This is a genomic window from Winogradskyella sp. PG-2 (assembly GCF_000828715.1).
In the GTDB taxonomy this organism is placed as follows: Bacteria; Bacteroidota; Bacteroidia; order Flavobacteriales; family Flavobacteriaceae; genus Winogradskyella.
In genome coordinates, this window is record NZ_AP014583.1 from 3,628,323 (window position 1) to 3,653,525 (window position 25,203).

Annotated in this window: 24 protein-coding genes; 6 read left to right on the forward strand and 18 right to left on the reverse strand. The window is 30.5% G+C overall.

What is annotated here, in order from left to right:
• The first annotated feature begins 59 nt into the window (after positions 1–59).
• Positions 60–602: a porin family protein gene (locus tag WPG_RS16330; protein WP_045474646.1), complete on the forward strand. Its 543-nt coding sequence runs from the start codon at positions 60–62 to the stop codon at positions 600–602.
• 555 nt (positions 603–1,157) lie between these two features.
• Here WPG_RS16330 and WPG_RS16335 read toward each other — a convergent pair.
• From WPG_RS16335 to WPG_RS16350, 4 genes are all read right to left on the reverse strand, one after another.
• The gene (locus WPG_RS16335; RefSeq protein ID WP_045474648.1) at positions 1,158–2,258 is read right to left on the reverse strand and encodes an adenylate/guanylate cyclase domain-containing protein; all 1,101 of its coding nucleotides are present in this window, start codon (positions 2,256–2,258) and stop codon (positions 1,158–1,160) included.
• A gap of 269 nt (positions 2,259–2,527) precedes the next feature.
• Positions 2,528–3,205 carry a metal-dependent hydrolase gene (locus WPG_RS16340; protein WP_045474650.1) on the reverse strand — a complete coding sequence of 226 codons (678 nt, stop codon included), beginning with the start codon at positions 3,203–3,205 and terminating at the stop codon, positions 2,528–2,530.
• Positions 3,206–3,244: 39 nt separating this feature from the next.
• The gene (menA, locus tag WPG_RS16345) at positions 3,245–4,150 is read right to left on the reverse strand and encodes a 1,4-dihydroxy-2-naphthoate octaprenyltransferase (RefSeq protein ID WP_045474653.1); all 906 of its coding nucleotides are present in this window, start codon (positions 4,148–4,150) and stop codon (positions 3,245–3,247) included.
• 16 nt (positions 4,151–4,166) lie between these two features.
• Positions 4,167–5,006, reverse strand: a complete 840-nt coding sequence (locus WPG_RS16350) for a 1,4-dihydroxy-2-naphthoyl-CoA synthase (protein ID WP_045474656.1) — start codon at positions 5,004–5,006, stop codon at positions 4,167–4,169.
• Positions 5,007–5,122: 116 nt separating this feature from the next.
• Here WPG_RS16350 and WPG_RS16355 point away from each other — a divergent pair, with 116 nt between their 5' ends.
• Complete coding sequence (locus WPG_RS16355) at positions 5,123–5,530, forward strand: hypothetical protein (protein ID WP_045474658.1); 408 nt, start codon at positions 5,123–5,125, stop codon at positions 5,528–5,530.
• A gap of 66 nt (positions 5,531–5,596) precedes the next feature.
• On the opposite strand, the gene WPG_RS16360 is transcribed toward WPG_RS16355, so the two are convergent.
• The 5 genes from WPG_RS16360 to WPG_RS16380 all read right to left on the reverse strand — a co-directional run bounded on the left by WPG_RS16360 (position 5,597) and on the right by WPG_RS16380 (position 10,301).
• On the reverse strand, positions 5,597–6,433 hold the full coding sequence (locus WPG_RS16360) for a S1 RNA-binding domain-containing protein (protein ID WP_045474660.1): 837 nt from the start codon (positions 6,431–6,433) through the stop codon (positions 5,597–5,599).
• An 87-nt stretch (positions 6,434–6,520) separates the two neighbouring features.
• Positions 6,521–6,859 carry a DUF2853 family protein gene (locus tag WPG_RS16365; RefSeq protein WP_045474663.1) on the reverse strand — a complete coding sequence of 113 codons (339 nt, stop codon included), beginning with the start codon at positions 6,857–6,859 and terminating at the stop codon, positions 6,521–6,523.
• Positions 6,860–6,965: 106 nt separating this feature from the next.
• On the reverse strand, positions 6,966–8,726 hold the full coding sequence (menD, locus tag WPG_RS16370) for a 2-succinyl-5-enolpyruvyl-6-hydroxy-3-cyclohexene-1-carboxylic-acid synthase (RefSeq protein ID WP_045474665.1): 1,761 nt from the start codon (positions 8,724–8,726) through the stop codon (positions 6,966–6,968).
• A 32-nt stretch (positions 8,727–8,758) separates the two neighbouring features.
• Positions 8,759–9,874 carry a chorismate-binding protein gene (locus WPG_RS16375; RefSeq protein ID WP_045474668.1) on the reverse strand — a complete coding sequence of 372 codons (1,116 nt, stop codon included), beginning with the start codon at positions 9,872–9,874 and terminating at the stop codon, positions 8,759–8,761.
• A 1-nt stretch (position 9,875) separates the two neighbouring features.
• On the reverse strand, positions 9,876–10,301 hold the full coding sequence (locus WPG_RS16380; RefSeq protein ID WP_045474670.1) for a PaaI family thioesterase: 426 nt from the start codon (positions 10,299–10,301) through the stop codon (positions 9,876–9,878).
• A 54-nt stretch (positions 10,302–10,355) separates the two neighbouring features.
• On the opposite strand from WPG_RS16380, the gene WPG_RS16385 reads away from it, so the two are divergent.
• Complete coding sequence (locus WPG_RS16385; RefSeq protein ID WP_045474672.1) at positions 10,356–10,997, forward strand: alpha/beta hydrolase; 642 nt, start codon at positions 10,356–10,358, stop codon at positions 10,995–10,997.
• Positions 10,998–11,038: 41 nt separating this feature from the next.
• Here the strand turns inward: WPG_RS16385 and WPG_RS16390 are convergent, their stop codons facing one another.
• The 6 genes from WPG_RS16390 to WPG_RS16415 form a co-directional block, all read right to left on the reverse strand.
• Complete coding sequence (locus WPG_RS16390; RefSeq protein WP_045474674.1) at positions 11,039–11,362, reverse strand: YtxH domain-containing protein; 324 nt, start codon at positions 11,360–11,362, stop codon at positions 11,039–11,041.
• A gap of 265 nt (positions 11,363–11,627) precedes the next feature.
• On the reverse strand, positions 11,628–14,138 hold the full coding sequence (locus WPG_RS16395) for a T9SS type A sorting domain-containing protein (RefSeq protein WP_045474677.1): 2,511 nt from the start codon (positions 14,136–14,138) through the stop codon (positions 11,628–11,630).
• 383 nt (positions 14,139–14,521) lie between these two features.
• The gene (locus tag WPG_RS16400) at positions 14,522–14,746 is read right to left on the reverse strand and encodes a hypothetical protein (protein WP_144374499.1); all 225 of its coding nucleotides are present in this window, start codon (positions 14,744–14,746) and stop codon (positions 14,522–14,524) included.
• Positions 14,747–14,890: 144 nt separating this feature from the next.
• The gene (locus WPG_RS16405) at positions 14,891–15,172 is read right to left on the reverse strand and encodes a hypothetical protein (protein ID WP_045474681.1); all 282 of its coding nucleotides are present in this window, start codon (positions 15,170–15,172) and stop codon (positions 14,891–14,893) included.
• A gap of 82 nt (positions 15,173–15,254) precedes the next feature.
• Positions 15,255–16,424: an alpha/beta hydrolase-fold protein gene (locus tag WPG_RS16410; RefSeq protein WP_045474683.1), complete on the reverse strand. Its 1,170-nt coding sequence runs from the start codon at positions 16,422–16,424 to the stop codon at positions 15,255–15,257.
• Positions 16,425–16,620: 196 nt separating this feature from the next.
• Positions 16,621–18,849 carry a SulP family inorganic anion transporter gene (locus tag WPG_RS16415; RefSeq protein WP_045474685.1) on the reverse strand — a complete coding sequence of 743 codons (2,229 nt, stop codon included), beginning with the start codon at positions 18,847–18,849 and terminating at the stop codon, positions 16,621–16,623.
• Between the two features lie 401 nt (positions 18,850–19,250).
• Between WPG_RS16415 and WPG_RS16420 the strand changes: the two genes are divergently transcribed.
• Positions 19,251–19,613 (forward strand): hypothetical protein, encoded by a 363-nt coding sequence (locus WPG_RS16420; protein WP_045474687.1) that lies wholly within the window; start codon positions 19,251–19,253, stop codon positions 19,611–19,613.
• Here WPG_RS16420 and WPG_RS16425 read toward each other — a convergent pair.
• Both WPG_RS16425 and WPG_RS16430 read right to left on the reverse strand, forming a co-directional pair.
• Positions 19,603–20,550, reverse strand: coding sequence for an NAD(P)H-dependent flavin oxidoreductase (locus WPG_RS16425; RefSeq protein ID WP_045474689.1), 948 nt, complete (start codon positions 20,548–20,550; stop codon positions 19,603–19,605). The genes WPG_RS16420 and WPG_RS16425 overlap by 11 nt on opposite strands.
• Before the next feature lie 56 nt (positions 20,551–20,606).
• Positions 20,607–21,836, reverse strand: a complete 1,230-nt coding sequence (locus tag WPG_RS16430; RefSeq protein WP_045474691.1) for a class I SAM-dependent rRNA methyltransferase — start codon at positions 21,834–21,836, stop codon at positions 20,607–20,609.
• Between the two features lie 226 nt (positions 21,837–22,062).
• On the opposite strand from WPG_RS16430, the gene WPG_RS16435 reads away from it, so the two are divergent.
• Positions 22,063–22,728, forward strand: coding sequence for an acetyltransferase (locus WPG_RS16435; RefSeq protein WP_045474694.1), 666 nt, complete (start codon positions 22,063–22,065; stop codon positions 22,726–22,728).
• A 10-nt stretch (positions 22,729–22,738) separates the two neighbouring features.
• Positions 22,739–24,052 (forward strand): hypothetical protein, encoded by a 1,314-nt coding sequence (locus tag WPG_RS16440; RefSeq protein ID WP_045474696.1) that lies wholly within the window; start codon positions 22,739–22,741, stop codon positions 24,050–24,052.
• A gap of 98 nt (positions 24,053–24,150) precedes the next feature.
• Here WPG_RS16440 and WPG_RS16445 read toward each other — a convergent pair whose 3' ends face one another.
• A complete protein-coding gene (locus WPG_RS16445; protein WP_045474698.1) occupies positions 24,151–24,957 on the reverse strand; it encodes a sugar-transfer associated ATP-grasp domain-containing protein in 807 nt (268 codons plus the stop codon).
• Positions 24,958–25,203: the final 246 nt, after the last annotated feature.

Sequence of the window (25,203 nt, forward strand, 5' to 3'; positions counted from 1 at the left end):
ACTTTTAGTAAGTTGCGTATATTTTATAAAACCATTATTTTTGAATAAACTACATCATTATGAAAAGAATATTTATTATTGTATTAGTATTTATGTCTTACGGAATGCACTCCCAAGGTATAGATTTTGGAATAAAAGCAGGGGTGAATTTTTCTACATTGAGCGATGCTGCTGCTTTTGATAATAAAGCTGGTTTTGTGGGAGGAATTTTTGCTGGTATAAATTTTAATGATAAATGGGGTATTAGAGCAGACGCCTTATATTCAAAACAAGGTGCCAAAATAACTGATGGAGACTTTGATTTAAGTTACCTCAATATCCCCGTTGTTATAAAACGTAGATTGTTTAGTAAACTACATCTTCAAGTGGGACCTCAATTTGGCTTTCAACTTGATAAAAAAACCGTAATACCTGATGTCGATAGCATCGATACTAAAAAGTTTGATTTATCAGGAGTTGTTGGATTAGGCCTTGATGTGCCCCTGGGTTTACGATTAGAAGCGCGCTACGTATTTGGACTTTCTGATGTTTCAGATATTGTAGATTTTGACAATGGTAAAAACAGAGTATTTACAATACTTCTAGGGTATTCGTTCTTATAGTTAAATATATTACATACTGTACGCACTAACCTTTAAATAAACACCTAATCTTAGTTTCTAAACTAAGATTAGGTGTTTTTTTAAATTACAAATGATAGCACTAGTAAATATGTATTCCATATTTTTTTACTTTAAGCTATTCTCGGCTTTTACCAAGCCTCCAAACTTATTCCACAATTGTATTACATTACAGATTCTAAAATGTCATAGACATGACTTTAAAGATTCAAGACAAACGCATCGGTTTTCTAAAGTTATCAATAGTCTAATCGAAGGTTATAATTTGCTAATGTTTCAAAAAAACGGCCTCGTATAACCGTCAGTTACGGTTTTAAAGTTACTGTTTTTCGATTAACCACTGACGCTCGTAATTCCGCGTGGATTTGGACGTAGTCGTATCCGCTGTAATTGCGGTTATACATTGTTGTAAGTAGTGTTTTCTAGTTAAAAGAAAAACCAAATAATCCATGATTAAGTAGGAACACTTGACACCGTATTATTATTATTATTATTGAATTATAAATATGGATGAATGGATCAAATTATAGTTAATACTTAATCATTATTTAGAGGGGTTACTAACTCTATTTCTTGTTGTTTCCCTTTTAGAGTAATATTACCAGCAGACTTAAATTCTGTATCTAGAAATTTTTGATCAATTTGTTTCATTAAATTATTAGATATTAATATATCAGTGTTCATTTCGTTACAAAGTGATTGTATCCTAGAAGCCGTGTTTAAAACATCCCCAGAATACACAATTTCTCTTTTTACAATTCCCATTTCACCAGTAATAACATAACCAAAATGCAAGCCAGCTTTAAACTGAGGTTGTGCGTTATATTTTTCATCGAAATAATTAGATTTATCTTTTAGTAGCGCTGTCATTTTATAAAAACAACTAATACAATGTGCTCTATTAATACCGTTCTGTGTCAACCAAGTAATCACAATTTCATCACCAACGTATTGATAAATTTCTCCCTGAGCAGCTAATATTCCTGGAGTCGCTATACTAAAGGTGTCATTCAGAAAATTGAAGTAGCGCTCCTCACCAAGTTGTTCAGCAATAGTAGTAGACGACTTCAAATCCATAAACATGAAAATACGTTCTTCGCGTTTTGGTCTTAAGTATTTTCCTTTTAGAAAATTGACGAAGGTAATAGGGCCAAACTTATCTCTGATAAATAAGAATAAAATGGTCATAAAAGTAATAACAAGCCAATAGATATAGTTAGTCAAAAAAACCAGATTAAATCCTTCTTTAAATTTAAGCGCAAGGACCTCTACATCCATGGTTTGATTTGTGTTACTCAGCTTAATCATTCCTTGTTCTAAAGTGAATAAAATAAAAAACATCAAGGAGTAAAATACCATAATTAAAAACATGGCTTTGAAGTAAGCCATTCTTCTCAGCCAACGCTCCCAAAGAAATACTAAACTGACTCCAACAAATAAACCTGCAACAATTATAATAAGAATACTCGATACTATCCCTTCATTAAATTCTATAGAATCCTTATTGCTGGCATAGGTTTCAAAAAATCTAAATAATCGTATTAAAGTCCAGATTAAGGTTATCCATAAAACGGTTATTATTTTTCCTTTAATGCTATAATGAGAAATTTTTTGTCTTAGGCTTGCGAATATATTCATGGATGATTTTTATTGATTTGTTATGTCCATTTATTACATTAATGAAAGTCAATGTTATTTTAATTACTAGTTTTCTGCGAAAACAAATACCTAAAACAAATAATAAGATGATTAAATACCTGTAAATTAATTCACATTACTTACAACACTTAGATATGGTCAGTTGATATTGACTATATTGTTTGTTAAGCGAAGTTAGCTTTTCAAAAATTAATATTCAACTAACAATTTGAAATTAAATAAGTTATTTATTAAAAATAGTTGACAAGCTATAATTCTATACTTTCGCCAATTTCTAATAACATCAAATCCTTGTCCTTTTCAAAGAATTTGTGCTTGGCTTCTTTATGGTCAATTTCTATATAACCAAACGTATCAAAATGATAACCTAAGATCTTATCACACACTACAAAATCACTAGCCAAGATGGCATCATTGATTCCCATTGTAAAGTTATCTCCTATTGGTAAAATTGCTAAATCAAGTTTGGTTTGTAATGGGATGAGTTTCATATCCATTGTTAATGCTGTATCCCCAGCTATGTAGATATTTTTATGTTCACCTTCAATAATAAAACCACCTGGTTGTCCACCATACTTGCCATCCGGGAAGGACGAAGTATGTATAGCATTAACGTATTTGAGTTTACCAAAATCAAAATCCCAAGAGCCACCATGATTCATAGGATGACCTTCTAATCCTAAAGTTTGATAATGCACAACGATTTCGTAATTTGATACAATTACAGCTCCTGTGCGTTTCGCAATAGTTTCCACATCTAATGTATGATCTTGATGTGCATGAGTTACGAGAATATAATCTGCTTTTATATTTTCTATATTTATAGCTGATGCTTTTTCGTTTCCAGAAATAAAAGGATCAACAAGGATATGAATGTCTTTTATTTGAATACCTAAACAGGCATGACCGTAGAATGTAATTTTCATCTATTATATTAAAATTAAGGAATGAAATTCTCCTTAAATTTAATGTAAAATATATCCAACTCCTAAAAGCAAAGCGAATAAGAAAGTTGATAACGCTAAAACTTTTAGCTGATTATCAAAATCACTAGGCTCTTTTGCTGCCTTTATTTTCTTAACATGTATTATAAGAGGTATAAAAGCGATTGCATATAAGAAATTATAAGGCTCCACATAGTATAGAAGAGAGAATAAGACGATCATTGTCATGGCACCAATAATTAAAAAATAATGATACTTTTTAGCACGATCTAATCCTAATTTTACGACTAAAGTTATTTTTCCTGCATTAGAATCTGAATTAATATCTCTCATATTATTGAGGTTTAATACTCCTACACTTAAAAAGCCTAAGGCTATTGCAGGTAATACAACTATATGATCTATTCTGTGCATGTAAAGTAAGTAACTACCAATAGTACTTACTAATCCAAAAAATATAAAAACAAAAACGTCACCTAAAGCTCTATAGCCATAAGGCGAGTCACCCATTGTATAATTTAGAGCAGCATAAACCGACAAGCCACCAAGAAAAACAAAGAGTAATAGAAATAGAAAATTAGTTGGTCCAAAGGCAGCCCATATAAGAGCTAAGGTTAATAAAATAACCACGATTATATTAAACTTTATAGCGTCAAGCATTTCTGTTGGTGAAATCTCACCGCTTTGAATAGCTCGCTCTGGTCCCACACGTTCTTCATTATCAGTTCCTCTAACACCATCTCCATAGTCATTAGCAAGGTTAGAAAGTACTTGCAAACTCATCGTAGTTAATATAGCAAGTATTAAAACCCACCAACTAAATTGACCATTAAAATAAGAGAAACAAGTTCCTAGAATAATTCCAGAAACTGAAAGTGGCAATGTTCTTAAGCGCATGGCTGAAAGCCATGGTTTAATTTTTTTCATTCAAAAGTAGTTTAGATTAAGGTATCCATTTCTTCGGAAAGTTAGGTTTCCTCTTTTCTAAAAAGGCATCTCTACCTTCTTTTGCTTCATCTGTCATATATGCTAATCGTGTAGCTTCACCAGCAAAAACTTGCTGACCAACCATACCATCATCGGTAAGATTCATGGCAAATTTCAACATTTTTATTGATGTTGGTGATTTTGCTAATATTTCTTGAGCCCATTCATAAGCTTTATCTTCCAATTCAGCATGAGGAATTACGGCATTAACCATTCCCATATCATAAGCTTCTTGAGCAGAATAGTTTCTCCCTAAAAAGAAGATCTCTCTAGCTTTCTTTTGACCGACCATTTTTGCTAAGTAAGCAGAACCATAACCTCCATCAAAACTTGTGACATCTGCATCAGTTTGCTTAAAAATAGCATGTTCTTTACTGGCCAAGGTTAAATCACAAACCACATGCAAACTATGACCACCTCCAACTGCCCATCCTGGAACTACAGCAATAACAGCTTTAGGCATAAAACGAATTAAACGTTGAACTTCTAATATATTTAAGCGATGGTAACCATCTTCACCAACGTAACCTTGATGTCCTCTTGCTTTTTGGTCTCCACCTGAACAAAAACTCCAAATACCATCTTTAGAAGATGGACCTTCAGCGCTTAATAGTACAACTCCAATGTTTACATCCTCATTTGCATCATAAAATGCATCATAAAGCTCCGAAGTGGTTTTTGGGCGAAAGGCGTTTCGTACATCTGGTCGATTAAAGGCTATTCTTGCAACGCCATTGCATTTAGAATATGTTATATCTTCATAAGATTTGGCAACAATCCAATCTATATGGTTCATTTTTTTCAATATTTAGAAGGCAAAAATAAGGAATTAATAATAATGTACTATGATCATTTTTTTATTAGTTTTTATTATGCATACATAATATATTTGCATCCGTTTTTATAATTAAAATGATTAATAGCTCTTATCTTAATAGCAGAGACTATACACTCCTTAATGTAAAATTAGGGAGTGTATATCTTTTTGAAAATTACATTGTTACTGAATTTAAAGAAGGGGTAGATATAAATTTTGAAAACTTTAAAGAAGTCGCTGAAATTATAAATAGACAATTCTCAAATAGACCATTTGGCTTTATTGCAAACCGGCTAAACTCATATTCTATTGATCTTACAGATGCAAAAAAATTTAATACACATTTCCCAAATTTAAAAGCGTATGCAATTGTTGTTTATAATGCTTTAACACAGCGTGTTTTTGAAATAGAAAACCACTTTTTCGAATTTAATAGAGCAGCTTTTAAAGATATAGAAAATGCAACAGAATGGGTTGAAGAAACTCTTCTAACTAGTTCTTAGAAGATATAACAATACACACTTAAATTTTACTCAATATTTAAAAAAGTAAAAGTAAACAATACAACATCATTGAACTAAACTAATACCCTTATTAGCTTCAATTGTAATTTGTCGCTCTTTATAAAGTGAACCAATAGCTTTTTTGAAACTCTTCTTACTCATTTGAAGCATATCTTTTATCTCTTCTGGATTAGATTTGTCATGTAATGGTAAAAAGCCCCCATTATCATGTAGCTCATTTAATATATGCTCTGCATTAGGTTCTATGTTTCTATAACCAATTTGATTTAAAGAAATATCTAGTTTGTTATCGTGACGGACTTTTTTAACAAGGCCTTTTAGTCGGTCACCTACACTAATATCTTTGTATATATCATCTTTAAAAACTAGGCCTAAATGTGTTTTGTTAACAATAACATTCATTCCTAATTCTGATGGATGTGACACAATTAAATCAACCTCATCAAATTGCGCAACAGTCAATTCTTTATTATCTAAAAAACGATTCGTTTTACTAGAAGCCACTAAACGTTCAGATTCGTCATCTAAGTAACAATGTACTAAATACCAACCTCCAGATTTCATCTTAAAAGCTTGTTCCTTAAAAGGGCAAAACAATTCCTTTACCAAACCCCAATCTAAAAAAGCACCAAAGTTGGTAACTTGATTACAGCGTAATAAAGCAAACTCCCCATTTTTAATATAAGGTTTATCTGTAGTTGCGACTGGTCGTTCTTCATTATCTAAATAGACAAATACTTCAATCTTTTCACCTATCTCAAATACTTCAGGTACATAACGATTGGGTAATAAAACTTCATTATCATTTCCATCACCTAAAAATAGACCTGGTTCTGTATCTCTTAAAATTTCGAGTATATTGTATTCACCTATATGTATCATGCTGCAAAGGTATTCATATTAGTACAAAGAAAAAGCGCTATAATTATTTAATTATAACGCCTTAATATTTTTAAAAGAGTCTATTTACTAGTAAACAGATGCTTTGTTAAAATGTGTACATAATAAGTAATATACAACAGCTCTATACTTATTTCTGTTAGATTGTCCATAAGTATCCATTACTGAAGCAATAGCACTATCTAATTCAGGACCATCTTTTAATCCTAATTTTTTGATTAAGTAATTGTTCTTTACCGTAGCTAATTCTTTATCATCAGAACCAGAAACTGTAGATGAATCTGCATTATAAATTGAAGGACCTAAGCCAACTGTTACTTTAGTTAATAAATCCATATCAGCATTTACGCCGCACTTGTCTTTTAAATCAGCCGCATACTTTGCGATTAAGTCATCTCTTTTACTCATTTTGTTATTTGTTTTAGGTTAAATAAAATTAGTCTTACTAAAGGTAAGTATTTTTTAGACACACAAAAAGTGGAGAAGTCACTTCTAATAATTTTTAACGCTAATTTTACTTCACATATTTAAAATAGTCTAATAATATCTCGTCGTTACTTTGTGATGGAGTAAATATTTCTAACAATTTTGGTTGCTCAGAAGTATTATAAAATGATGTTAGATGAGTTTCTAAAGTATTAGAATCATCTGCCTTTCCATATTCAAAGCCATACATTTCACATAATTGCTTTGCTGTTAAATGATGCTTCGTTTCAAAATAGGTGTTAAAGTTATCCGTATTCTTATGTCCTGGCAAAATTCTAAAAATACCACCACCTTGATTATTTATAACTATAATTCTAAAGTTATTAGGAATATAATTGTTCCATAGCGCATTGCTATCATAGAAGAAACTTAAATCACCAGTAATGAATGTAGTTCGTTTCTGACGAACTACAGAGGCTCCAATAGCTGTGCTTGTACTTCCATCAATTCCACTTGTACCTCTATTACAGAACACTTCAATATCTTTTCTAATTTGAAATAACTGCATGTATCTAATTGCAGAACTATTGCCAACTTGCAATATACTTTGCTTCGGAATTTCCATTAGAACCGTATTGAAAACCGAAAAGTCTGAAAACGGTATTGTTTTTAAATAAGCTTCATGAAGTTTTCGTCGTTTCTCTCTAATGGCTAGCCAATTTCCTTTATAATCACTTTTAGTGTAGTGTTTTACTTGTGGTAAAAACTCACTAAGCAATGTATTTGGTGAAACTACTATATGCTTACTTAAACAGAAAAACGTATCATTAGCTCTAAAAGGACTCACATGCCAATGATGCTTTGGTTTATATGTTCTTAAAAATGCTTTTATCTTTTTAGAGACTACCAAACCTCCAAAAGTTAATATTATTTCTGGCTGAAGCATTTTAAAGTCTTCATGCTCTAATGGTGCTATTATTTTATCTATACCTGGAAAAAAATCTGGGTGATGTAAATTTGAAGTCGTTTCTGTAAACACCAAAATACTATCATCATCTGCTAGTTCTTCCAACCATCGTTCTTCAATAGAATTCGGTTGTAATACACCAACTAAAATCATTTTCCGGTTAGCATTTTGCCAAATATCTAGCAAGCTTTGAATTTCAAAATTATCAATCTTTTCTGTTCTATTTTCAAGCTTAGAAGGCTTAGGGTTTATAGAAAGTGTATCAACAGTTTCATATAAAGGCTCATCAAACGGAATATTAATATGAATTGGGCCAGATTTTAGCATTGCTATTGAAAATGCATCATGAATTTCTGATTCATTATATTCTTGAATACTTTTTTGCAATCCCAAAAATTGTTCAAGCTTATTTTCTATGCTTTTAAAAATCGGAAGTTCATCTTCTTCATTTTCATTCTCTTTATTTTTTAAATCTAATTTTAGATTGGCATTGTATAATACATGTTCTCCGTAAACATTCTTTTGTTTTATGGTTTGCCCATCACCAATATCTACTAAATGTTTTGGTCTATCTGCGGATAAAACTACTAAAGGTATGTTACTGTAATAAGCTTCTGAAATTGCAGGATAGTAATTTAACAAAGCACTTCCTGAAGTACACACAACTGCAACTGGTTCTTGCAACTGCTGTGCAATTCCCAAAGCAAAAAAGGCAGCACAACGTTCGTCTACAATACTGTAGCAGTTAAAGTAATCATCATAAGTAAAACCAATGGTTAAAGGAGCATTTCTACTACCTGGAGATATAACAATGTGTTTAATATTATGCGTTTTGCATAAAGTAACTACCGTTTGAGATAAGGGAATTTTAGAATGCTTCATGTACCTACAAATATATGGAAATCTATAGGTTCTTAATAAAGTACATTGCCAATTGTTTTGGTTTTATTAACCGTCTCTTCCCATTCTTTTTCAGGTTTAGAATCTTTGGTTATTCCACCACCAACATAAATAAAAGCTGTACTATCTTTTAATTGCATACAACGTAAATTTACATAGAAATTAGACTGTGTTTTTACAGCAGCATAAGCGTTGTTCTCTACATTACGTCTATTGGTATTTCTTGTTTTGTATTGGGTTAAATTAAGCTCGCCTAAAAATCCTGTGTAGTATTCGCGATTATAATTTTCATTGCTAAGAATAAATTTTTTTGCTTTCTGCTTAGGAAAGCCACAAACAGCTGGTGTTGGGTGTAAAGCTTCAATAACAGATTTTAAATTCACGGAATCTTTAATCTGGCTTCTTATATATGTTTTTAGATGCAATAGATTTCCTGCTTTTGCTGTTCCAACTTCAGAAATATTAATCTGATTGGAATATGGTTCCACTTGAGTTACGATATAATCAGTAACTATTTTCTGTTCTTCGTACTCTTTATTGGTCCAAGAAACATCTTTATTCTCAGCATAAGGCTGAGTTCCTGCTAATGAAATTGTAGTGAGCTGCTTCCCTTCTACTTTGAATAGTAACTCTGGAGTAGCACCTAACCATAAGCCAACTTTTGGATGATACCAGCAATATACCATCGCATTTTTATAAGTATTAAACAATCTTTTAAAAACCTTTAGTGGGTTTTCAGAGTCTGAAGGTTTTAAAACTTGTCTTGACAATACAACTTTTTCTAAATCACCATTTTTTATAGTCTCTATACCTTTAGAAACAAGAGCTAAATGATCTTCTTTGCCTATATTATTGATTGATAAGCAACTCTTATCATCTTCTAAATTGAGCTCAGAAACTTCCAAAGTATTATGTTGACAATGGTTTTTTGGCAACAAAATACTTTCCTCTTTTAAGTCAAAAGGTGCAAATACAAATCCGCTTTCAGAAAATGATTCTGTTGTATACAAAGAGTCATCTTCTTGCAACCAACATTTAATTATTGAATTAATTGGTCTGCTATATACCACAAAAGGTAATTGACTGGCATACTGAGTTTCTAAAGCCTCAAAAAATGAATCTAGATTCATTCTATTTCGTTTTGGGAAGTGAAATTGTAGATAGACGACAAATAGAAATTAAATTATCTGCATCGTCAGTGACTCTGATATCTAAAAGTTGAGTTGTACGTCCTTTATGTAAAAAAGTGGCTTTTGCATAGACATGACCATCTTTTACACTTTTAAGATGATTAGCAGTAATTTCTAATCCTCTAACGAAATACTTCTCAATATCTGTAAAAATATGAGATGCAAAACTACCAACACTTTCAGCTAAAGCTGCAGTAGCTCCACCATGCAAAACGCCATCTGGTTGATGAACTTTTGGTGTCACTGGCATTCTTGCAACCAAGAAATTATCACCATAATCTACCATCTCAATTTCTAAGGTTTCCATTAATGTGCCTTTACTCACAGCATTAACTTTAGCCAAGAATTCTTCTTTAGATTGTTGCATAGAAAATCAGTAGTTTTATTGTCGATTACAAAAATACTGAAACTACTAAGAATAATGAATTCAGAAGAAAAAGAAATCACATATAAAACGAGTAACTCCTACTCTACTTTAAACACACATACATCTCAAACCAAAACGGTTTGGTTTGTTTGTCATGGTATGGGTTATTTAAGTCGTTATTTTCTTAGATATTTTAAAGACTTAAATCCTGAAGAGAACTATATCATCGCTCCCCAAGCTCCTAGTAAATATTATATTCAGCCAAAAATGCATGTTGGTGCTAATTGGTTAACACGAGATGAAACTAAATCTGGAATGGAAAATATTATGAGTTATTTTGATAGTGTCTTTGAAGCAGAACAAATTCAAAATGATGTTAACCTAATCATTTTAGGTTATTCTCAAGGTGTTAGTGTAGCAATGCGCTATATGGCTAAACGTCAATTACAATGTAATCAGTTAGTCTTACATTCAGGTGGTATTCCTAAAGAGTTAAAGGCCAATGATTTTGACTATTTATCTAAAGAAACTAAAGTAAAATTGATATATGGCACTGCAGATGAATATTTAGATGAAGCCAGAATTAAATTAGAATCTAAAAGAGCAAAAGAATTATTTGGCAACAGAGTTACTATACTTCCCTTTGAAGGAAAACATGTGGTTAATGTAGATTATATTAATAGACTAGTAAAATAAAACCGTCATGAAAAGACAATGACGATTTTTTATGCATACACTTAACTTGTTTGTTGAAGCGTTTTATTCTTTTCTTTAAGAATAGCTAATTGCTTTTCTAAAAAAGTAATTGCTTGTTCTGTTTTATAGCTTGTCTTAGAAGCAAAGTTTTTTAAATCTTCTTTGAATTTATCTTTACCAGACTCAGCGGCTTTAGACAAATCGTCTTTAACTTCTGTAAAATCATCAACTAATTGATCCTTTATGTCTTTGCCTTCTTTTTTAAGTTTGTCTCTTGTAACACTTCCTTTTTCTGGTGCTAATAATACACCTGCTGCTGCTCCTATTAATGCGCCTAAAACGAGTGCTCCTTTATACTGAATCATCTTTTTCTTTTTTAATTAAACTAGTTTTACTTATATGTAGTAAAACTTACTGTTTTGTTACAAACAAGTTTAATGCCAGATAATTATAGTTAAAACAACAATGCTTTATCTATTGAAACTTGAATAGGCTTTCCGTTATTCTTAATAGTAAATTTTATTGGTACATCTTCATTTCTAGATAAATTTACATAATCAAAAATTCACTAAGAGACATAATTAAAGTATTAACATTAATAGAAGTACAACAACGTTTAATACGAAAAGGCTAATTCTTGATTATCTTAAAAGTCTTTTTATTACCAGAAATAACTTCACTAATGGATAAAAAGTATACTCCGCTATCGTAAGAGCTAAAATCCATATTATTTTCTGAAATAACTTTTTCGAAAATTAATTTACCATCTTGAGAGTACAATTGCAAACTATAAGTTTCATTTCCTCTTTTGGTCCATTTAACAGAATTCACAAAAGGATTAGGATATAGACGCATCTGACTTAAGCTATTATTGTCTATTTCTTCAACACCTAAAGATTCAGAAGTATTTTCATACACTGATATTAAAGCTTGAAAACTTGAATAATTATTAATAAACAAATCATCCTTACCATCATTATTATAATCATACATGAATAAATCTCCTCTGGTATAATCATCCAAATTATCGTATGATGCAGAATAAGAATCGATCGGAATTTTTGTGAAATTTATATAATCAGTCGTATCGTAATAAAAAATATGATTGGCAAATGATTCATAATTCCAAGCGTAAATCTCATTATATCCATCTCCGTCTCCATCATAAAACTCAATATCCTCAATATCAATATTATCTATAGTTGTAGATATAAAATTATTTGACCCATCATTTTTAAAAAATAGAAGTGGTTGATCCAGTCTAGTACTATGAACAAAAAAATCTAGATCATTATCTTGATCAAAATCGTCTATTTTTAAATGACTTCTACCATAATTTCCATTAAAATCTGCGATAATATTACCAGTAAATTCGCCATTATCGTTCTCCAATAGATTGACTTCAGTGTGAAATTGACCAGACTCATAAAAATATCTTAATACGAGTATATCTATTTCATCATCATCATTAAAGTCCTCATACATTATTGATAATGGATCATCATTATCAACATTATTTACAACCAATTGCTGAAGACTTTGAAAGCTAAGACCATTATTGTTTTTTGCCCAATAAAAATTAGGTTGGTCGAATATAACTAAGTCCTTAAAGTCATCTCCATCAATATCTGCAAAAGATAAATGAGTACCATTAAAAATACCTGTCATAGATACAGATTGAACAAATTCAAAGTTATCATCTCCTAAATTCTTAAATATCTTTGCTTCATTATCAAATCCTGTGTAATCAATAACATCACCTAAGCCATCATTATTTATGTCCGTAATATTAATGTGCGTATATGCAGATGCGTTAGGATTTGTACTTACACCAATTAAACTTCTAAGACCGCTTAATTCGTTACTAGCAGTTTTTTCAAAATACCCTAAACCATTTTGAGTGCCCACACAAATATCATTTTCTCCATCACCATTCATATCAATAACATAAAAATCGTTTGGCTTAACGGCTTGTTGAATGCAAATTGTCTTATCTGGTGTATCATTTATATTATTATTAATGAAAATAAATTTGTTTTGGTTAAAGTTTGACACAAATGAAAAATCTAAATTATCATCATTATTTAAATCAAGGAAACTAAATTCATCAACACCAAATACATTAACCTGAAAATCTGATAAAACAATTTGTGCATTACTAAAAACATTATTTTGAATGTTGAATTTGTGCATATCAAGTTGATTTTCTATTGTAGCCAATGTAACATATACATCATGACTTCCATTATCTTGATCTTCAATATGAATTGAACGTGCATTTACATAGTTAGAAAACTTTGGAATATTATTTACCACCATTACATCATTAATAACTATAAATCTTGTGGTAGTAGCATTGTAACCATAATATTTTGCCCAAATCGCATCATTCTTCCAATATAATACGTCTTTATAGCCATTGCCATCTATATCTAATATTTCAAATGATCTAAGGGAAGATTGTGTTTGTTGTGACCCAGGTTGGTCAAAAACACCGCTACCATTAATATTAATAATTAATTTATCACCATCCCTTATATAAAAATCAAAATCACCATCATTATCAAAATCATCAAGGTCATACAAAAAATCAAAAGTGCCAACTGATACCAAAAACTGAGGAGGTTCTAAACCTCCCATTTGATTATTAATTAACACATAAGCATCTTCGGAATCATCTATAGCAATTAAATCCATAAAACCATCATTATTATAATCAAATTTCATTGGATGTATATCATAAGAACCATTAAAGGTTTGTACCGTTACTTCTTCACTAAAGGTATTATCTTGTTGATTATATAAAACACCTATTGTAGTGAACGAATGATATGTTAATAAATCCAAAAAACCATCATTATCTAAATCTAAAGACACTATTGGTCTTACTCCAGAGCTCACTAATATTGGCTGATTTAAATTAAAGTCACCATTGTTATTTTTTTGCAGTAAAACATTAAATGAGTCCGTTCCACTAAACTTCATAATATCTAAATCCCCATCGTTATCAAAATCGTCATAAATAATATTTACACTTAATGAATCAAAGTCATAAATATTGACCCTGTCATCTAAACTTATCTGTCCAAAAACATTATTGATAACAAAACAAAGTACATTAAAAAGTAAAATTTTTCTCATTTATTAATTCTAAAATTTATTACATTAAAAGATGCATAACTTATAAGCTCCTAAACATCAGCAGCATTTGTTTTAACAACTTTGGACCTATAGGGCTTATAACATGTAGAAAATAAAAGTAGTATTAAAATCATTAAAAGGATATACGTATATATACGTATTTTTAAAAAAATTAAGTTTAATATTTATTGAAGTTGTGAGCTAAAGATATTGTAGCCTTTTATTATAAATTTCAGATAAAATGATAAGACTCACACTATTCTAATAAATTGAGCATCTCACAAGTACATCGCTAACTTCATTTTTGGATCGTCATAGTTTTGTAAATAATCAGTAAAACTTTGTTGTTTGTTACAAACAAATTCAGTGCCAGATAATTATAGTTAAAACAACAATGCTTTGTCTATTGAAAATTGAATAGGTTTTCCATTTCGCACAACAATTAGCACAATGGTTTTATCTTCTTGTAGAAGAGTGTTTATATTGTCATAAAACTCACAGTATGTCGTTTCATTAAATGTTTTTCCATTAATAGTCTTAACAACATCGTTTAGTTTTATAGCATTGTCTAAATGATTAAGCTTAGAAATATTATCAGTTAAAATCATTCTTTGGTCTTGTGAATTAACCTGCCATTTGTATAACAAGTAATTTGAGGTGATTGGTCAAAGTCAAAATTAATTGCTCATATATCTTTAAAATCAATACTAACAATAGTTAATGAAGGTATTTTTGTTAGTGCTATAGTAGATTTATTGGTTAGAACTACCTACATTAACCTCCATTAAACTTGAAAGTTTATTTTTTTTCATAATCTCAGAAATCAAGGTGTTATAGCCACCAGTATCAAAAATATAGTCATAGGTCTTATCACCTATTTTTACTGGTATAATGAAGTGCCCAAATTTATTCTGAAAAGGAATTTCTTCATAGAAATCAGTAGCCTTAAGTGTTACCGAATTTATAATACTTAATTGTTCTATGGCTAATTGACAGTAAGACTCAAAAAATAAAAGGAAGGCAATACTGAGCATGGTAATTTTACGCTTTAGTTCTATCGTTTTATTATAAAGACGAAAGTTTATGCATTTGGTTGCCTAAACCTATTAAATAGTTTTAATTATAACCATCTAGCTTTTCTTGAATCCATTCCGATACGTTTTTGTAGTAGTTATCACTAACTTCAGATTTTTGGCTCTCTAAAAGTTTTTGAGTCTGGGTAAATAGTTCTTTAGCTTTTATCTTATCACCCATTTTATCGTAAAGATCACAGATGTTTACATAAACTCTAACATTATTAGGCTTTTTATCTAAAGCCAAATTGTATACCTCTATTGCTCCTTTATAATTTTCTAAATCTCTTATGTCATTGGCTACGAAATTAAGGTAGCCAGCACTAGCCTCATGTGCATAACCAAATATGGCTTTCTTTTCAGCATAAAAATCTGAAATACGTTGCTTTAGATTGCCATTAGATGTTTTTATCATATCCTCAATAACCTTTTGGTCTGCAAAATAGTTACGACTCATACTTATTAAACCATCACAAATCGAAGGGCCTACAATTTGCCAATGTCCTACACGCTCTATTCGTCTTGGTTGCCAAGCTATGGTCTTGTTTGGATATTTTTTTAATAACGAATCTATAGTGTTTACATAACCTTTAAATTCTACTTCGCGCCTACCAACATCTCCATGAGATAAATATAAATATTTGCCGAAATTGGTATTTAACTTTAATAGGGAATCTGCATGTTTTACAATCACATTGTCTGTATCACCAAACGATGGACTAATACCAATATAGGCATCAAACATATCGCGTTTGTCACTAAATAAAGTATTACCAACAAAAGCTCCTCCCCAAGAATGTCCTATTACAGACCTAAAACCATCGGTTCTGTAATTGGCTTGTATTAATGGAAATACTTCTTTTTGTAAATGCTCTTGTAATTCTTTGTTTTCTGGGTTAAACTCAGAACCTCTGTTGTCTGAGACAACACCAACTACAATCATTGGCATAATAGAATAGTTATAGGACAAATAACCAATATTACCTTTTACACTATCCCAAAACACCTTGTGCTGTCCATCTAAGACATAAGTAACAGGATAAGTAGCTGTAGAATCAGTCGCATACGAATTTGGCAAAAACACTTTAACTATACGCTCTTTCCAAAAGATTTTAGAATCTATAGTGTGCTCTATTTCTGATTGCTCTTGGGCAAATACTAATGAAATACTTGATATTAATACAAAAAGGCTAATGGTTTTTAAAACTCTCATGATGGCTAGGTTTTTAATAAAAACGTAAAAGCTTGGTTTTTAATTGTTTTACAGGTTAAACTTAACCTAGAAACAACTTTTAATGAGAATTGTTACAGTTACACTTATTGTGTTTGTTTGTAGAGTAGTTACTTAAGTGCAGATTAAAGAAAAACTGCTTATCTGGGGTTTTTATATTTTTATACTACTTGTCTAATTAAACAATCTCATTTAATAACGTAGACAATTCTTTACCATAATCTATAAATGCTATGGTTTCATCTGTCCTTGCTAATTTTATTTTATCATAAATGACCAACGCCTCACCATTACTTTCTAAATGATAAATCTGATGGTTTTCAAAAAAGCGAATAATTTCATCCGTAAAGAATGATCTAATTTCGGCTTCCTTATTTCCTAAAATGAGAAATTTTTTAGAAAAATCTGGATACATTTCAAAATCAATATCTTTATAACCAGAATATGCTCTCACACGGTCAATTATTTTATCAACCACACCTTCTTTTTCCATAGTAAAAACGGGTATTTTTTTAGGCAATTTCAAGATCATAAGTGTCGTATTAAAAGTCTCAGCAGTAAAAGCTGCACCTTCACTAAAAGTAACATCCGCAATTTCCCAAGACACATCTAAACCTTTAAATGTTCCTTTAAGACAATTTGATTTCCGCTCAATAGGTCTAATTTCAAAAAAGTGAAATTTCTTTAAATATGTCGTATTCCAATCTACTTGATTTGCATATTGATAATCATTTTCATTAGCTAAATTTTGTAATCTCGTTTGTCTTGATGATAATTTTACAACTTGATTATTCAATGCGATTTTTAAAGCTCTATTATAAGTTGAGGATGACACATGAGATTCTAGTCCTTTAATTATCACTTTACCTCCTGTGGTCTTCTGTATCTTAAGATAATCTACTATGTAATCCATATAGGTAATACCGACTAATCTTGTTTCAGATAAATCAATATTAACATCTGCTCCAGAGGGAATTTGGGTCACCATTTTATCGATTTTTAAAATGCCTAAAAAGTTTGCAATTCCTTTTACTTTTATATCATAACTTCCGTCAGGTTTCTTAACTAAATTTGAACCTGAACGATAAATCATTTTAAAAAATTGAGGTATGGACACTTTTGCCAATAGCATATGACTAACCATTGCTAATAATAATCCACCAATTAATCCAATTAATAAATTAGTATAAAGCGTCAAAACCATAGTGCCAACAAAAAATATTAATTGCTCTATTCCTTGATTATAAATTTGTTTAAAAACGGCAGGTGAAGCTAATTTAAAACCTGTATAAACCAGTAAAATTGCAAAAGCACATAATGGCACTTGCCTCATTATTGGACTTAATACCACAATAAAAAGTAATAATAAAAGTCCTTGATACATATTTGACCATTTTGTTTTCGCACCATTATGAATATTGACTGTACTTCTAATAATGACTGCAATAATTGGCAAACCACCAATCATACCAGCGACCATGGTACTTAATCCAATACCTGTCAAATCCTTATTCAAATCTGTCTTTCGCTTATAAGGATCAATTTTGTCTACGGCTTTGGCAATAGCTAATGATTCAATACTTGTTATGATTAAAATAGATACAACAGTTGTCCAGAATTCAATAGTACCAATTTTACCAAAATTAGGATGCATTATTGAATCCATAACATTATCTGGAATATCCAATAGTAGATGAGGACCTACTTCGTAAGACTTTCCAAAGAATGAAAGCGTATGTTGGTCAAAGAAATTGAAAAAATAAACAAACGGAATGGAAAGCGCAATAACCCACATTGGTGTAGGTAAAATATGAAAAAACTTATAGCTAATTTTGGAATGAAATAATAATAAAAGTAAGCCTACTAAAGCAATAATAACAACAAAAGGATTCGCTTGAGGCAGGTATTTAAATGCATCTACAAGGTTTTGTATAATACTGGGACTATCTGAATGCGTACCTAAGGCAACATGGATTTGTTTTGCAAAGATGATAATTCCAATGGCTGCCAAAATACCATGAATTACAGAAGAATGGAATATATCTGCTAATCGACCCAATTTCAATAATCCTAATAGAACTTGAATTGCACCAGAAACAACCACAGCTGCCAAAACATAGTTAAATGCTTGACCCGAACCATCATCCATCAATACAATACCCAAGAGTATGACTGCAATAACGCCTTTAGCAGGTCCATTAACCGATATATGACCACCTCTGTACAGTGTTGTTACAACACCACCTACAATTGCTGAAATGATACCTGCCATTGCAGGTGCACCAGCAGCCAAAGCAATACCTAATGAAAGTGGCAAAGCAATAAGTGAGACACTAACTGCTGCAATTAAATCACTTTTCCAATTTTCAATTAAACCCCTAAAGCCTTTTTTTGGTATAATTTCCATGTATTTAACTATCTGTATTTATAAAATATATAGACTTTATTTGTTAGTGACACCTAACATTTTTGTGTATAAATTAGTTGCTTGGTTGAGCACGTAATTTAGCAAATAAAAACCGAATAGAAAATATGCGAGGTTTTTTGTATGAAGGCTAGAATTAACAATGTAATATACTTTATTAATTTCTGTTGAAAATTTTTCGACTTTAATACACCTAATAAAATAAGGGGACAATTTTCAAAAATTATTTTTCTTATGCTTAAATACATGAACTTTTAGCTTTAGGAATAAGATTAAAAATACTTTTAATCTTACACCTTATCGTATAAATATAAATCCAAACGATAAATAGACGTAGGTTAACTTTAAATACTATACTTTTCGGATAATCAACTTAACCTATTATGAAATATTTACTTCTAGTATTCTCATTACTCATTTTTAATTTTAGCTTTTCTCAAAAAACATCTAGTGACGATGGTCTACATTTTGGTGCTGGAGCTCTTATCTCTGGAACTACTTACGCCTTAGTATATGGTAAAACAAAAAATAAAAAGAAAGCATTTTGGTATAGCTTAGGTGTATCTACTATTGCTGGTTTAGCAAAAGAAGTCTATGATGGTTATATTATTAATGGCAGATTTGACACTAGTGAGTTTCTTGCTACTGGAGCCGGTGGACTTACTGCTAGTTATGCATTTAACATATTTACAGGTAAACGTAAGAAGAAAAAAGAAGAAGCAAAACTTGCTTCGCTTAATTTGTAAGTTTAGTTATAATGTCTTTTACTGGTAGAATTTCTTTAGTGTGCTCTATACTAGGGCCAGCAACCCAAACCGTCTTATAAGTTGCTTTTTTAGCAGCCTTTTCAGTTGCTTTCATACCAATAGAAAAGCGTACCATTTTTACCCATTTTTTTAATTTACGGTTTTTGTTTAGTAAGTTTTCAATCCAAGTAGATTTTGTTCCAATTTTTTGAACATATGGAGTATTTATAACTGTACATGGTGTGCCAGAAATACGTTCTGTCATTATAATATCTTCAGCGCCGTAATCTACACAAGCTTGTTTGTATTCTTCTGTAACTCCGGCTTCTAAAGACGCAATAAAAGGACTTCCAACACTAACACCAGACGCACCATAACTTATCATATCATCTATATCAGCTTTGCAACCTACTCCACCTGCAGAAATCACAGGAATAGATAACTCTTTGCTTAATATGCCTGTTAAATCTTCTGGTGATAATTTTCCTCTGTGACCACCAGCTTCATTATTAACAGCAATGGCGGCATCTGCTCCTAAGTTTTCAACTTTTTTAGCAAATTTTAAATCAGTAACATCACAAAATACTTTGATACCAACTGCATGTGCTTGTCTAATTGTTTCTTCAGGACTTCCAAGGGAAGTAATTATAAAATCACAGCCTTCTTCACAAATAACTTCTAATTGTCCTTTGTATTTTATGTTAGACTTATTTACGATGAGATTAAATCCAAATGAACCACCATCAACTTTATTAGCTTTCAATTCTTTAAGAGCTACTCTAAGTTCGTCAAATGTTCTATAATTTAATGCTGGAATACAACCAGCTATACCAGCGTTCATGGCTTCAGTTACCATAGCAACATTCGACACTAAAAACATTGGTGCCTGTATAATTGGATATTTAATATTTAGAAGTTGAGTGAGCTTGGTTGTCATTTGTAATAGTTTAGAATTACAAATATACTAAAATATATTATGCACGCATAATAGTTTTATTCTAGCAAACGATAATAACCACATTTTAGATATGCGCCTTCTGGAAATGATATGGGATGATCCGAATCATGATTTGTTTTTAATAGTGTTTCATAAAGTTTTGGCTGAGAATTAAGTACTCTTGTATTTAAATCAAAAAAAGACTGAGACATGACTCTCGATGAACATGATGCCAAAACTAATAAACCATTTTTTGCGGTAAGTTGCACTCCTAAATCAGCCAGTTGAGCATACTTCTTTTTTGCTAATTCAATGTCCGCTTGCTGCTTAGCAAAACTTGGAGGGTCAATAACTACAACATCAAAACGTTTTCCTTTTTTTATAAGATTTTTAAGTTCAACAAAAGCATCACCCGATATAGTTTTATGAATTCCTGAATAGGAATTTAGTTTTCCATTTTCTCTAGCTAAATCTAATGCCTGCTTACTAATATCTAAACTAGTAACTTCTTTAGCTCCATTAGCTAATGCATGTACCGAAAATCCACCAGCATAAGAAAACACATCTAAAACTGACTTACCTTTACTTAACTCACCTACTCTTCGTCTATTATCTCTGTGATCTAAAAAATAACCTGTTTTATGTCCTTTAATAACATTAGCAGTAAATCTTACACCATGTTCTATAAATTCTACAACTTCATTATTTAGTGTTCCGTAAATGACTTCACCATCTTTTAAAGTATGATTTTTACTATTTTGTAAGTTTCTACTTAAACGCATTATAGCAGTGTCTACTTTAGAAATTTGTTGTAAACTAAGAAGTATAGATTCTAGATAAGGCAACCAAATTTCGGAATACAACTTAACTACCAAGACTGAATTGTATACATCTGCTATTAAACCTGGAAAACCATCATTTTCACCAAATATTAAGCGATAACTATTTGTATTAGTATCTAACAATTCTGAACGCTTCTCAAAAGCTAATTCTATTTTATAGTGAAAGAATTCTGAATTAATTTTTGCTTTAGTCTCGGCATTATGAATAATTTTAATACGAATTGGTGAGTTAGCATCATATAAACCAATACCTATTACCCTATTTTTATTCTTACTAAAAATAATAGCTAAATCACCTGTACTTGGATTATCGTTAATCTTCTCAATACTATTTGAAAATACCCAAGGATGTCCTTTAACCACAAATTGTTCTCCTTTTGCATTTAGTTTAACCGCTAAATTTTTTGGGTTTGGAGATGAATTAAATTCAATGTGAAATGACATAGTTACTTTTAAACTTCTAAACTTTCATTTATATTAAATGAGCTGCAAATTTATCTTAAAAAAGCAATGATATGTCATTTTATAGCTTAAAATTGCTGTTTTATCTACTTAAATGGTTAATGATGATAAATAATATTACATTTGATTATTAGATCCCAATTCTATCATTGATATGTATTTATTACATAAAGTATTAAATCCTTGTCATAACCTATTTTAAAAAGAAATGAAAAATATTTTAATTTATGGTGCTTCTGGTCATGCCAAGATGATTGTAGATATTATTCATAAGAATAATAGATACAAAATAATAGGGTTTTTAGATTCTTTTAAACCCAATAACGAAGATATTTACGGTTATAAGATTATAGGAAATCTAGATGATCTCACAGCCCTTATAAAATTACATAATATTGAAGGAATTATTATAGCTATAGGTGATAACTTCACAAGGCAAAATGCCTTCAATAAAATTTCTAAAATTGCTCCTCAGATAGAATTTGTAGCAGTAATACATCCTACTGCTGTATTAGCTAATGATATTATTATACCAAAAGGTACTGTAATTATGCCTAATGCTGTGGTAAATGCTAATGCAAAAATTGGAGAATTCTGTATTTTAAATACTAAGTCGTCTTTAGGGCATGATTCTAAAATGGCAAATTTTTCTAGTTTAGCCTCTGGCGCTATCATAAGTGGCAATGTAAAAATTGGTGTATGTTCTGCAATTTGTATTAGTGCTTCTATCATACAAAATATAACCATAGGAGATCATACAGTTATAGGTGCTGCTTCGCTAGTACTAAAATCTATTGGTGATTATAAACTTGCTTTTGGTGTTCCTATTAATATTATAAAAGAAAGAAATGCTGATTCTAAATATTTAGGCTAAATAATTATATATGCTTCTTAACAAAATTAGAAATAAATCATTTTGGACCATAGATGGTATAAAAGGTGGAAACGTAAAAACTCATTTTGAGGAAATCAAATTCAGTATTAATAATGCAAATTCTAGCAAGGCGAAGCAAATTAAAGATTTACATATAAAGCGCTTATTAGAACACTCTGTTAAAACCACGCCATTCTACAGTAAATTGAATGATGCTAATAAAATTTCTGACTTTCCCGTTATAAGAAAGACAACAATTCAAAATGACTTTGAAGCTTTTCAATCATATGAATTTAAAGATAAGAACAATTTTAAAGTATCAACTAGCGGATCCACAGGAGTCCCTTTTTTCTTGTTTCAAAATAAGGCTAAACGTTATAGAAATCATGCCGATAATATTTTCTTTTTTAATCAATCTGGTTTTCATATAGGAAATAGATTATACGAACTAGAAGTATGGAGAGGCCATAATGAAAAAGGGAAATTAAAATCTTGGCTACAAAACGCCGTTCAATTTGATATCTCGAGATTAACTGATAAGAGAATTGAAGCTTTTTTAGATTTATTAAAAGCTGATAAACAACTAAATAAAAATATGCTTGGTTTTGCTTCTTCTTACGAGATGATTGCTCAGTATTTAGAGAAAACCAATAAAATTCTTAAGAATTTGAATATAAATTCTGCCATTGCAAATTCAGAATACCTTAATCCTTACACTAAAGCTACATTAGGAAAATATTTAGATACTACTATACTTTCTAGATATTCTAGTGAAGAAATTGGAATTATAGCTCAACAAACTTTAAAATCACCAAATAGCTTTGTTATTAACCATGCTAGTTATTATGTAGAAATTTTAGGGCTTGATAATAATACTCCCGTGAAACCTGGTGAGTTTGGAAGAATCGTTGTAACTGATTTATTTAATTATGCCATGCCAATAATTAGATATGATACGGGCGATATTGCAAAGCTAGGATTAAGTAAAGATGGTGCAATGGAATTAGAACAGATTGAGGGTCGAAAGATGGATGTCATCTACGATTCCCAAGGTAACCTAGTCTCTTCTTTTGTTGTATATACAAAATTCTACAAGTATTATAGCCTATTAAAACAATATCAGTTTATTCAACAAGGAGAAAAAGAATACGAAATAAAATTAAATCTTCAGGGTGAAAGTTTTGAGTTTGAGAAAGATTTAATAGATGACATTAAATCTGATTTTGGAAAAGACTCAAAAGTAATAATTACTTATGTTGATGAAATTCCCCCCTTATCTTCAGGAAAAAGAAGGAAAGTAATGAATAATTATAAAAAGTCTTAATATGGCTTTAAGCCAAGAGCCAAAATTTCATCGGCAAATTCACCAAAAAATGGACCATTAGGAATTTGGATTTCTATTCCTTGATAACGCGTGTTATACTAAATAAGCATTGGCATATCACTTTTATCAATACCAATATCCCAAGATACTATTTTAAAATACGGGATTTTAATATGCATATCACAAACCATCTTAAGGACTTTATCATAATTTGGTATTTCACAACCCTTTAACAGAGTGCCTGCAAGTGTTTTTTCTTTGATTTCCCCACTTTTGGTGTGCCCTATGCTTTTAAGATTCCCTAAATCATTAATACCGCAAAACATGCCACCTCCACTAAAATTATCAGTTCTATTTCCTGGCTCACCTATTCTAACTGCAGATGACAATATATGGACTCCATCATTATTCAAATAAGAGATTATTCTTAATGTATTTAATGATGATGGATTAAGAATCTTTAATGAATTACTTTGTTCAACTAGCTCTTGGATAATAAAGTCTTTATGATACAAATCAAATAGTTCGAAAATATTTAGGTTTTTTATGGTTGTTATATTATTAACTACAGTAAAAACTTCAACCATTTTACCTTTTCCAGATTCTAAAGTAGGCTTAATAATGTATTGTTTATTTTTATCATTACAAGCTTCAGCTGCAATCTTAATATCTACTATTTTTTCATTAACATAATAAAACCCATTTATATTCTGAACAATTCTAGTCGGTTGCTTAAATTCTTTAAACAGTTTGTAAGTTAAATTCTTATCTAGTAATGATGGCCATTGTCTTTTTTGATTTAATCTAAAAGAAATGATTGAACGAAAAATATCTAATGGTATATAATCTTCATGAAAAACTCCAGTTATACCAGTATAATATCGATGCCAATATGTGTTTTGCAACTTCTATCCTCTGGCTTTATAATAATCTTTAGCAGCCCTAACTTGATTGCGCGTTAATTTAGGAATCTCAACTTTACTAAGCGATTTTTTTACATATTTTCGTGAGTTCATCCTTGAATTGAACTCTATTAAACGTTCTTGGAAACTCAAAACACGCTTAGTAATTAATTTCTTAATAAAATGATAAACTAACATCTAATAAGCCTTTAGAATTAAATTCATTGTCCATCTTATAAAAAATATAAT

What these genes read in the sequence shown, in the direction of transcription:
- WPG_RS16365 (WP_045474663.1), bottom strand. Translation starts at nt 6,859, where the DNA reads ATGAGTAAAAGAGATGACTTAATCGCAAAGTATGCGGCTGATTTAAAA.
- WPG_RS16390 (WP_045474674.1), bottom strand. Translation starts at nt 11,362, where the DNA reads ATGATTCAGTATAAAGGAGCACTCGTTTTAGGCGCATTAATAGGAGCA.
- WPG_RS16340 (WP_045474650.1), bottom strand. Translation starts at nt 3,205, where the DNA reads ATGAAAATTACATTCTACGGTCATGCCTGTTTAGGTATTCAAATAAAA.
- WPG_RS16360 (WP_045474660.1), bottom strand. Translation starts at nt 6,433, where the DNA reads ATGATACATATAGGTGAATACAATATACTCGAAATTTTAAGAGATACA.
- WPG_RS16405 (WP_045474681.1), bottom strand. Translation starts at nt 15,172, where the DNA reads ATGCTCAGTATTGCCTTCCTTTTATTTTTTGAGTCTTACTGTCAATTA.
- menA (WP_045474653.1), bottom strand. Translation starts at nt 4,150, where the DNA reads ATGAAAAAAATTAAACCATGGCTTTCAGCCATGCGCTTAAGAACATTG.
- WPG_RS16435 (WP_045474694.1), top strand. Translation starts at nt 22,063, where the DNA reads ATGAAAAATATTTTAATTTATGGTGCTTCTGGTCATGCCAAGATGATT.
- WPG_RS16440 (WP_045474696.1), top strand. Translation starts at nt 22,739, where the DNA reads ATGCTTCTTAACAAAATTAGAAATAAATCATTTTGGACCATAGATGGT.
- WPG_RS16395 (WP_045474677.1), bottom strand. Translation starts at nt 14,138, where the DNA reads ATGAGAAAAATTTTACTTTTTAATGTACTTTGTTTTGTTATCAATAAT.
- menD (WP_045474665.1), bottom strand. Translation starts at nt 8,726, where the DNA reads ATGAAGCATTCTAAAATTCCCTTATCTCAAACGGTAGTTACTTTATGC.
- WPG_RS16430 (WP_045474691.1), bottom strand. Translation starts at nt 21,836, where the DNA reads ATGTCATTTCACATTGAATTTAATTCATCTCCAAACCCAAAAAATTTA.
- WPG_RS16420 (WP_045474687.1), top strand. Translation starts at nt 19,251, where the DNA reads ATGAAATATTTACTTCTAGTATTCTCATTACTCATTTTTAATTTTAGC.
- WPG_RS16400 (WP_144374499.1), bottom strand. Translation starts at nt 14,746, where the DNA reads ATGATTTTAACTGATAATATTTCTAAGCTTAATCATTTAGACAATGCT.
- WPG_RS16375 (WP_045474668.1), bottom strand. Translation starts at nt 9,874, where the DNA reads ATGAATCTAGATTCATTTTTTGAGGCTTTAGAAACTCAGTATGCCAGT.
- WPG_RS16410 (WP_045474683.1), bottom strand. Translation starts at nt 16,424, where the DNA reads ATGAGAGTTTTAAAAACCATTAGCCTTTTTGTATTAATATCAAGTATT.
- WPG_RS16335 (WP_045474648.1), bottom strand. Translation starts at nt 2,258, where the DNA reads ATGAATATATTCGCAAGCCTAAGACAAAAAATTTCTCATTATAGCATT.
- WPG_RS16330 (WP_045474646.1), top strand. Translation starts at nt 60, where the DNA reads ATGAAAAGAATATTTATTATTGTATTAGTATTTATGTCTTACGGAATG.
- WPG_RS16415 (WP_045474685.1), bottom strand. Translation starts at nt 18,849, where the DNA reads ATGGAAATTATACCAAAAAAAGGCTTTAGGGGTTTAATTGAAAATTGG.
- WPG_RS16380 (WP_045474670.1), bottom strand. Translation starts at nt 10,301, where the DNA reads ATGCAACAATCTAAAGAAGAATTCTTGGCTAAAGTTAATGCTGTGAGT.
- WPG_RS16355 (WP_045474658.1), top strand. Translation starts at nt 5,123, where the DNA reads ATGATTAATAGCTCTTATCTTAATAGCAGAGACTATACACTCCTTAAT.
- WPG_RS16350 (WP_045474656.1), bottom strand. Translation starts at nt 5,006, where the DNA reads ATGAACCATATAGATTGGATTGTTGCCAAATCTTATGAAGATATAACA.
- WPG_RS16385 (WP_045474672.1), top strand. Translation starts at nt 10,356, where the DNA reads ATGAATTCAGAAGAAAAAGAAATCACATATAAAACGAGTAACTCCTAC.
- WPG_RS16425 (WP_045474689.1), bottom strand. Translation starts at nt 20,550, where the DNA reads ATGACAACCAAGCTCACTCAACTTCTAAATATTAAATATCCAATTATA.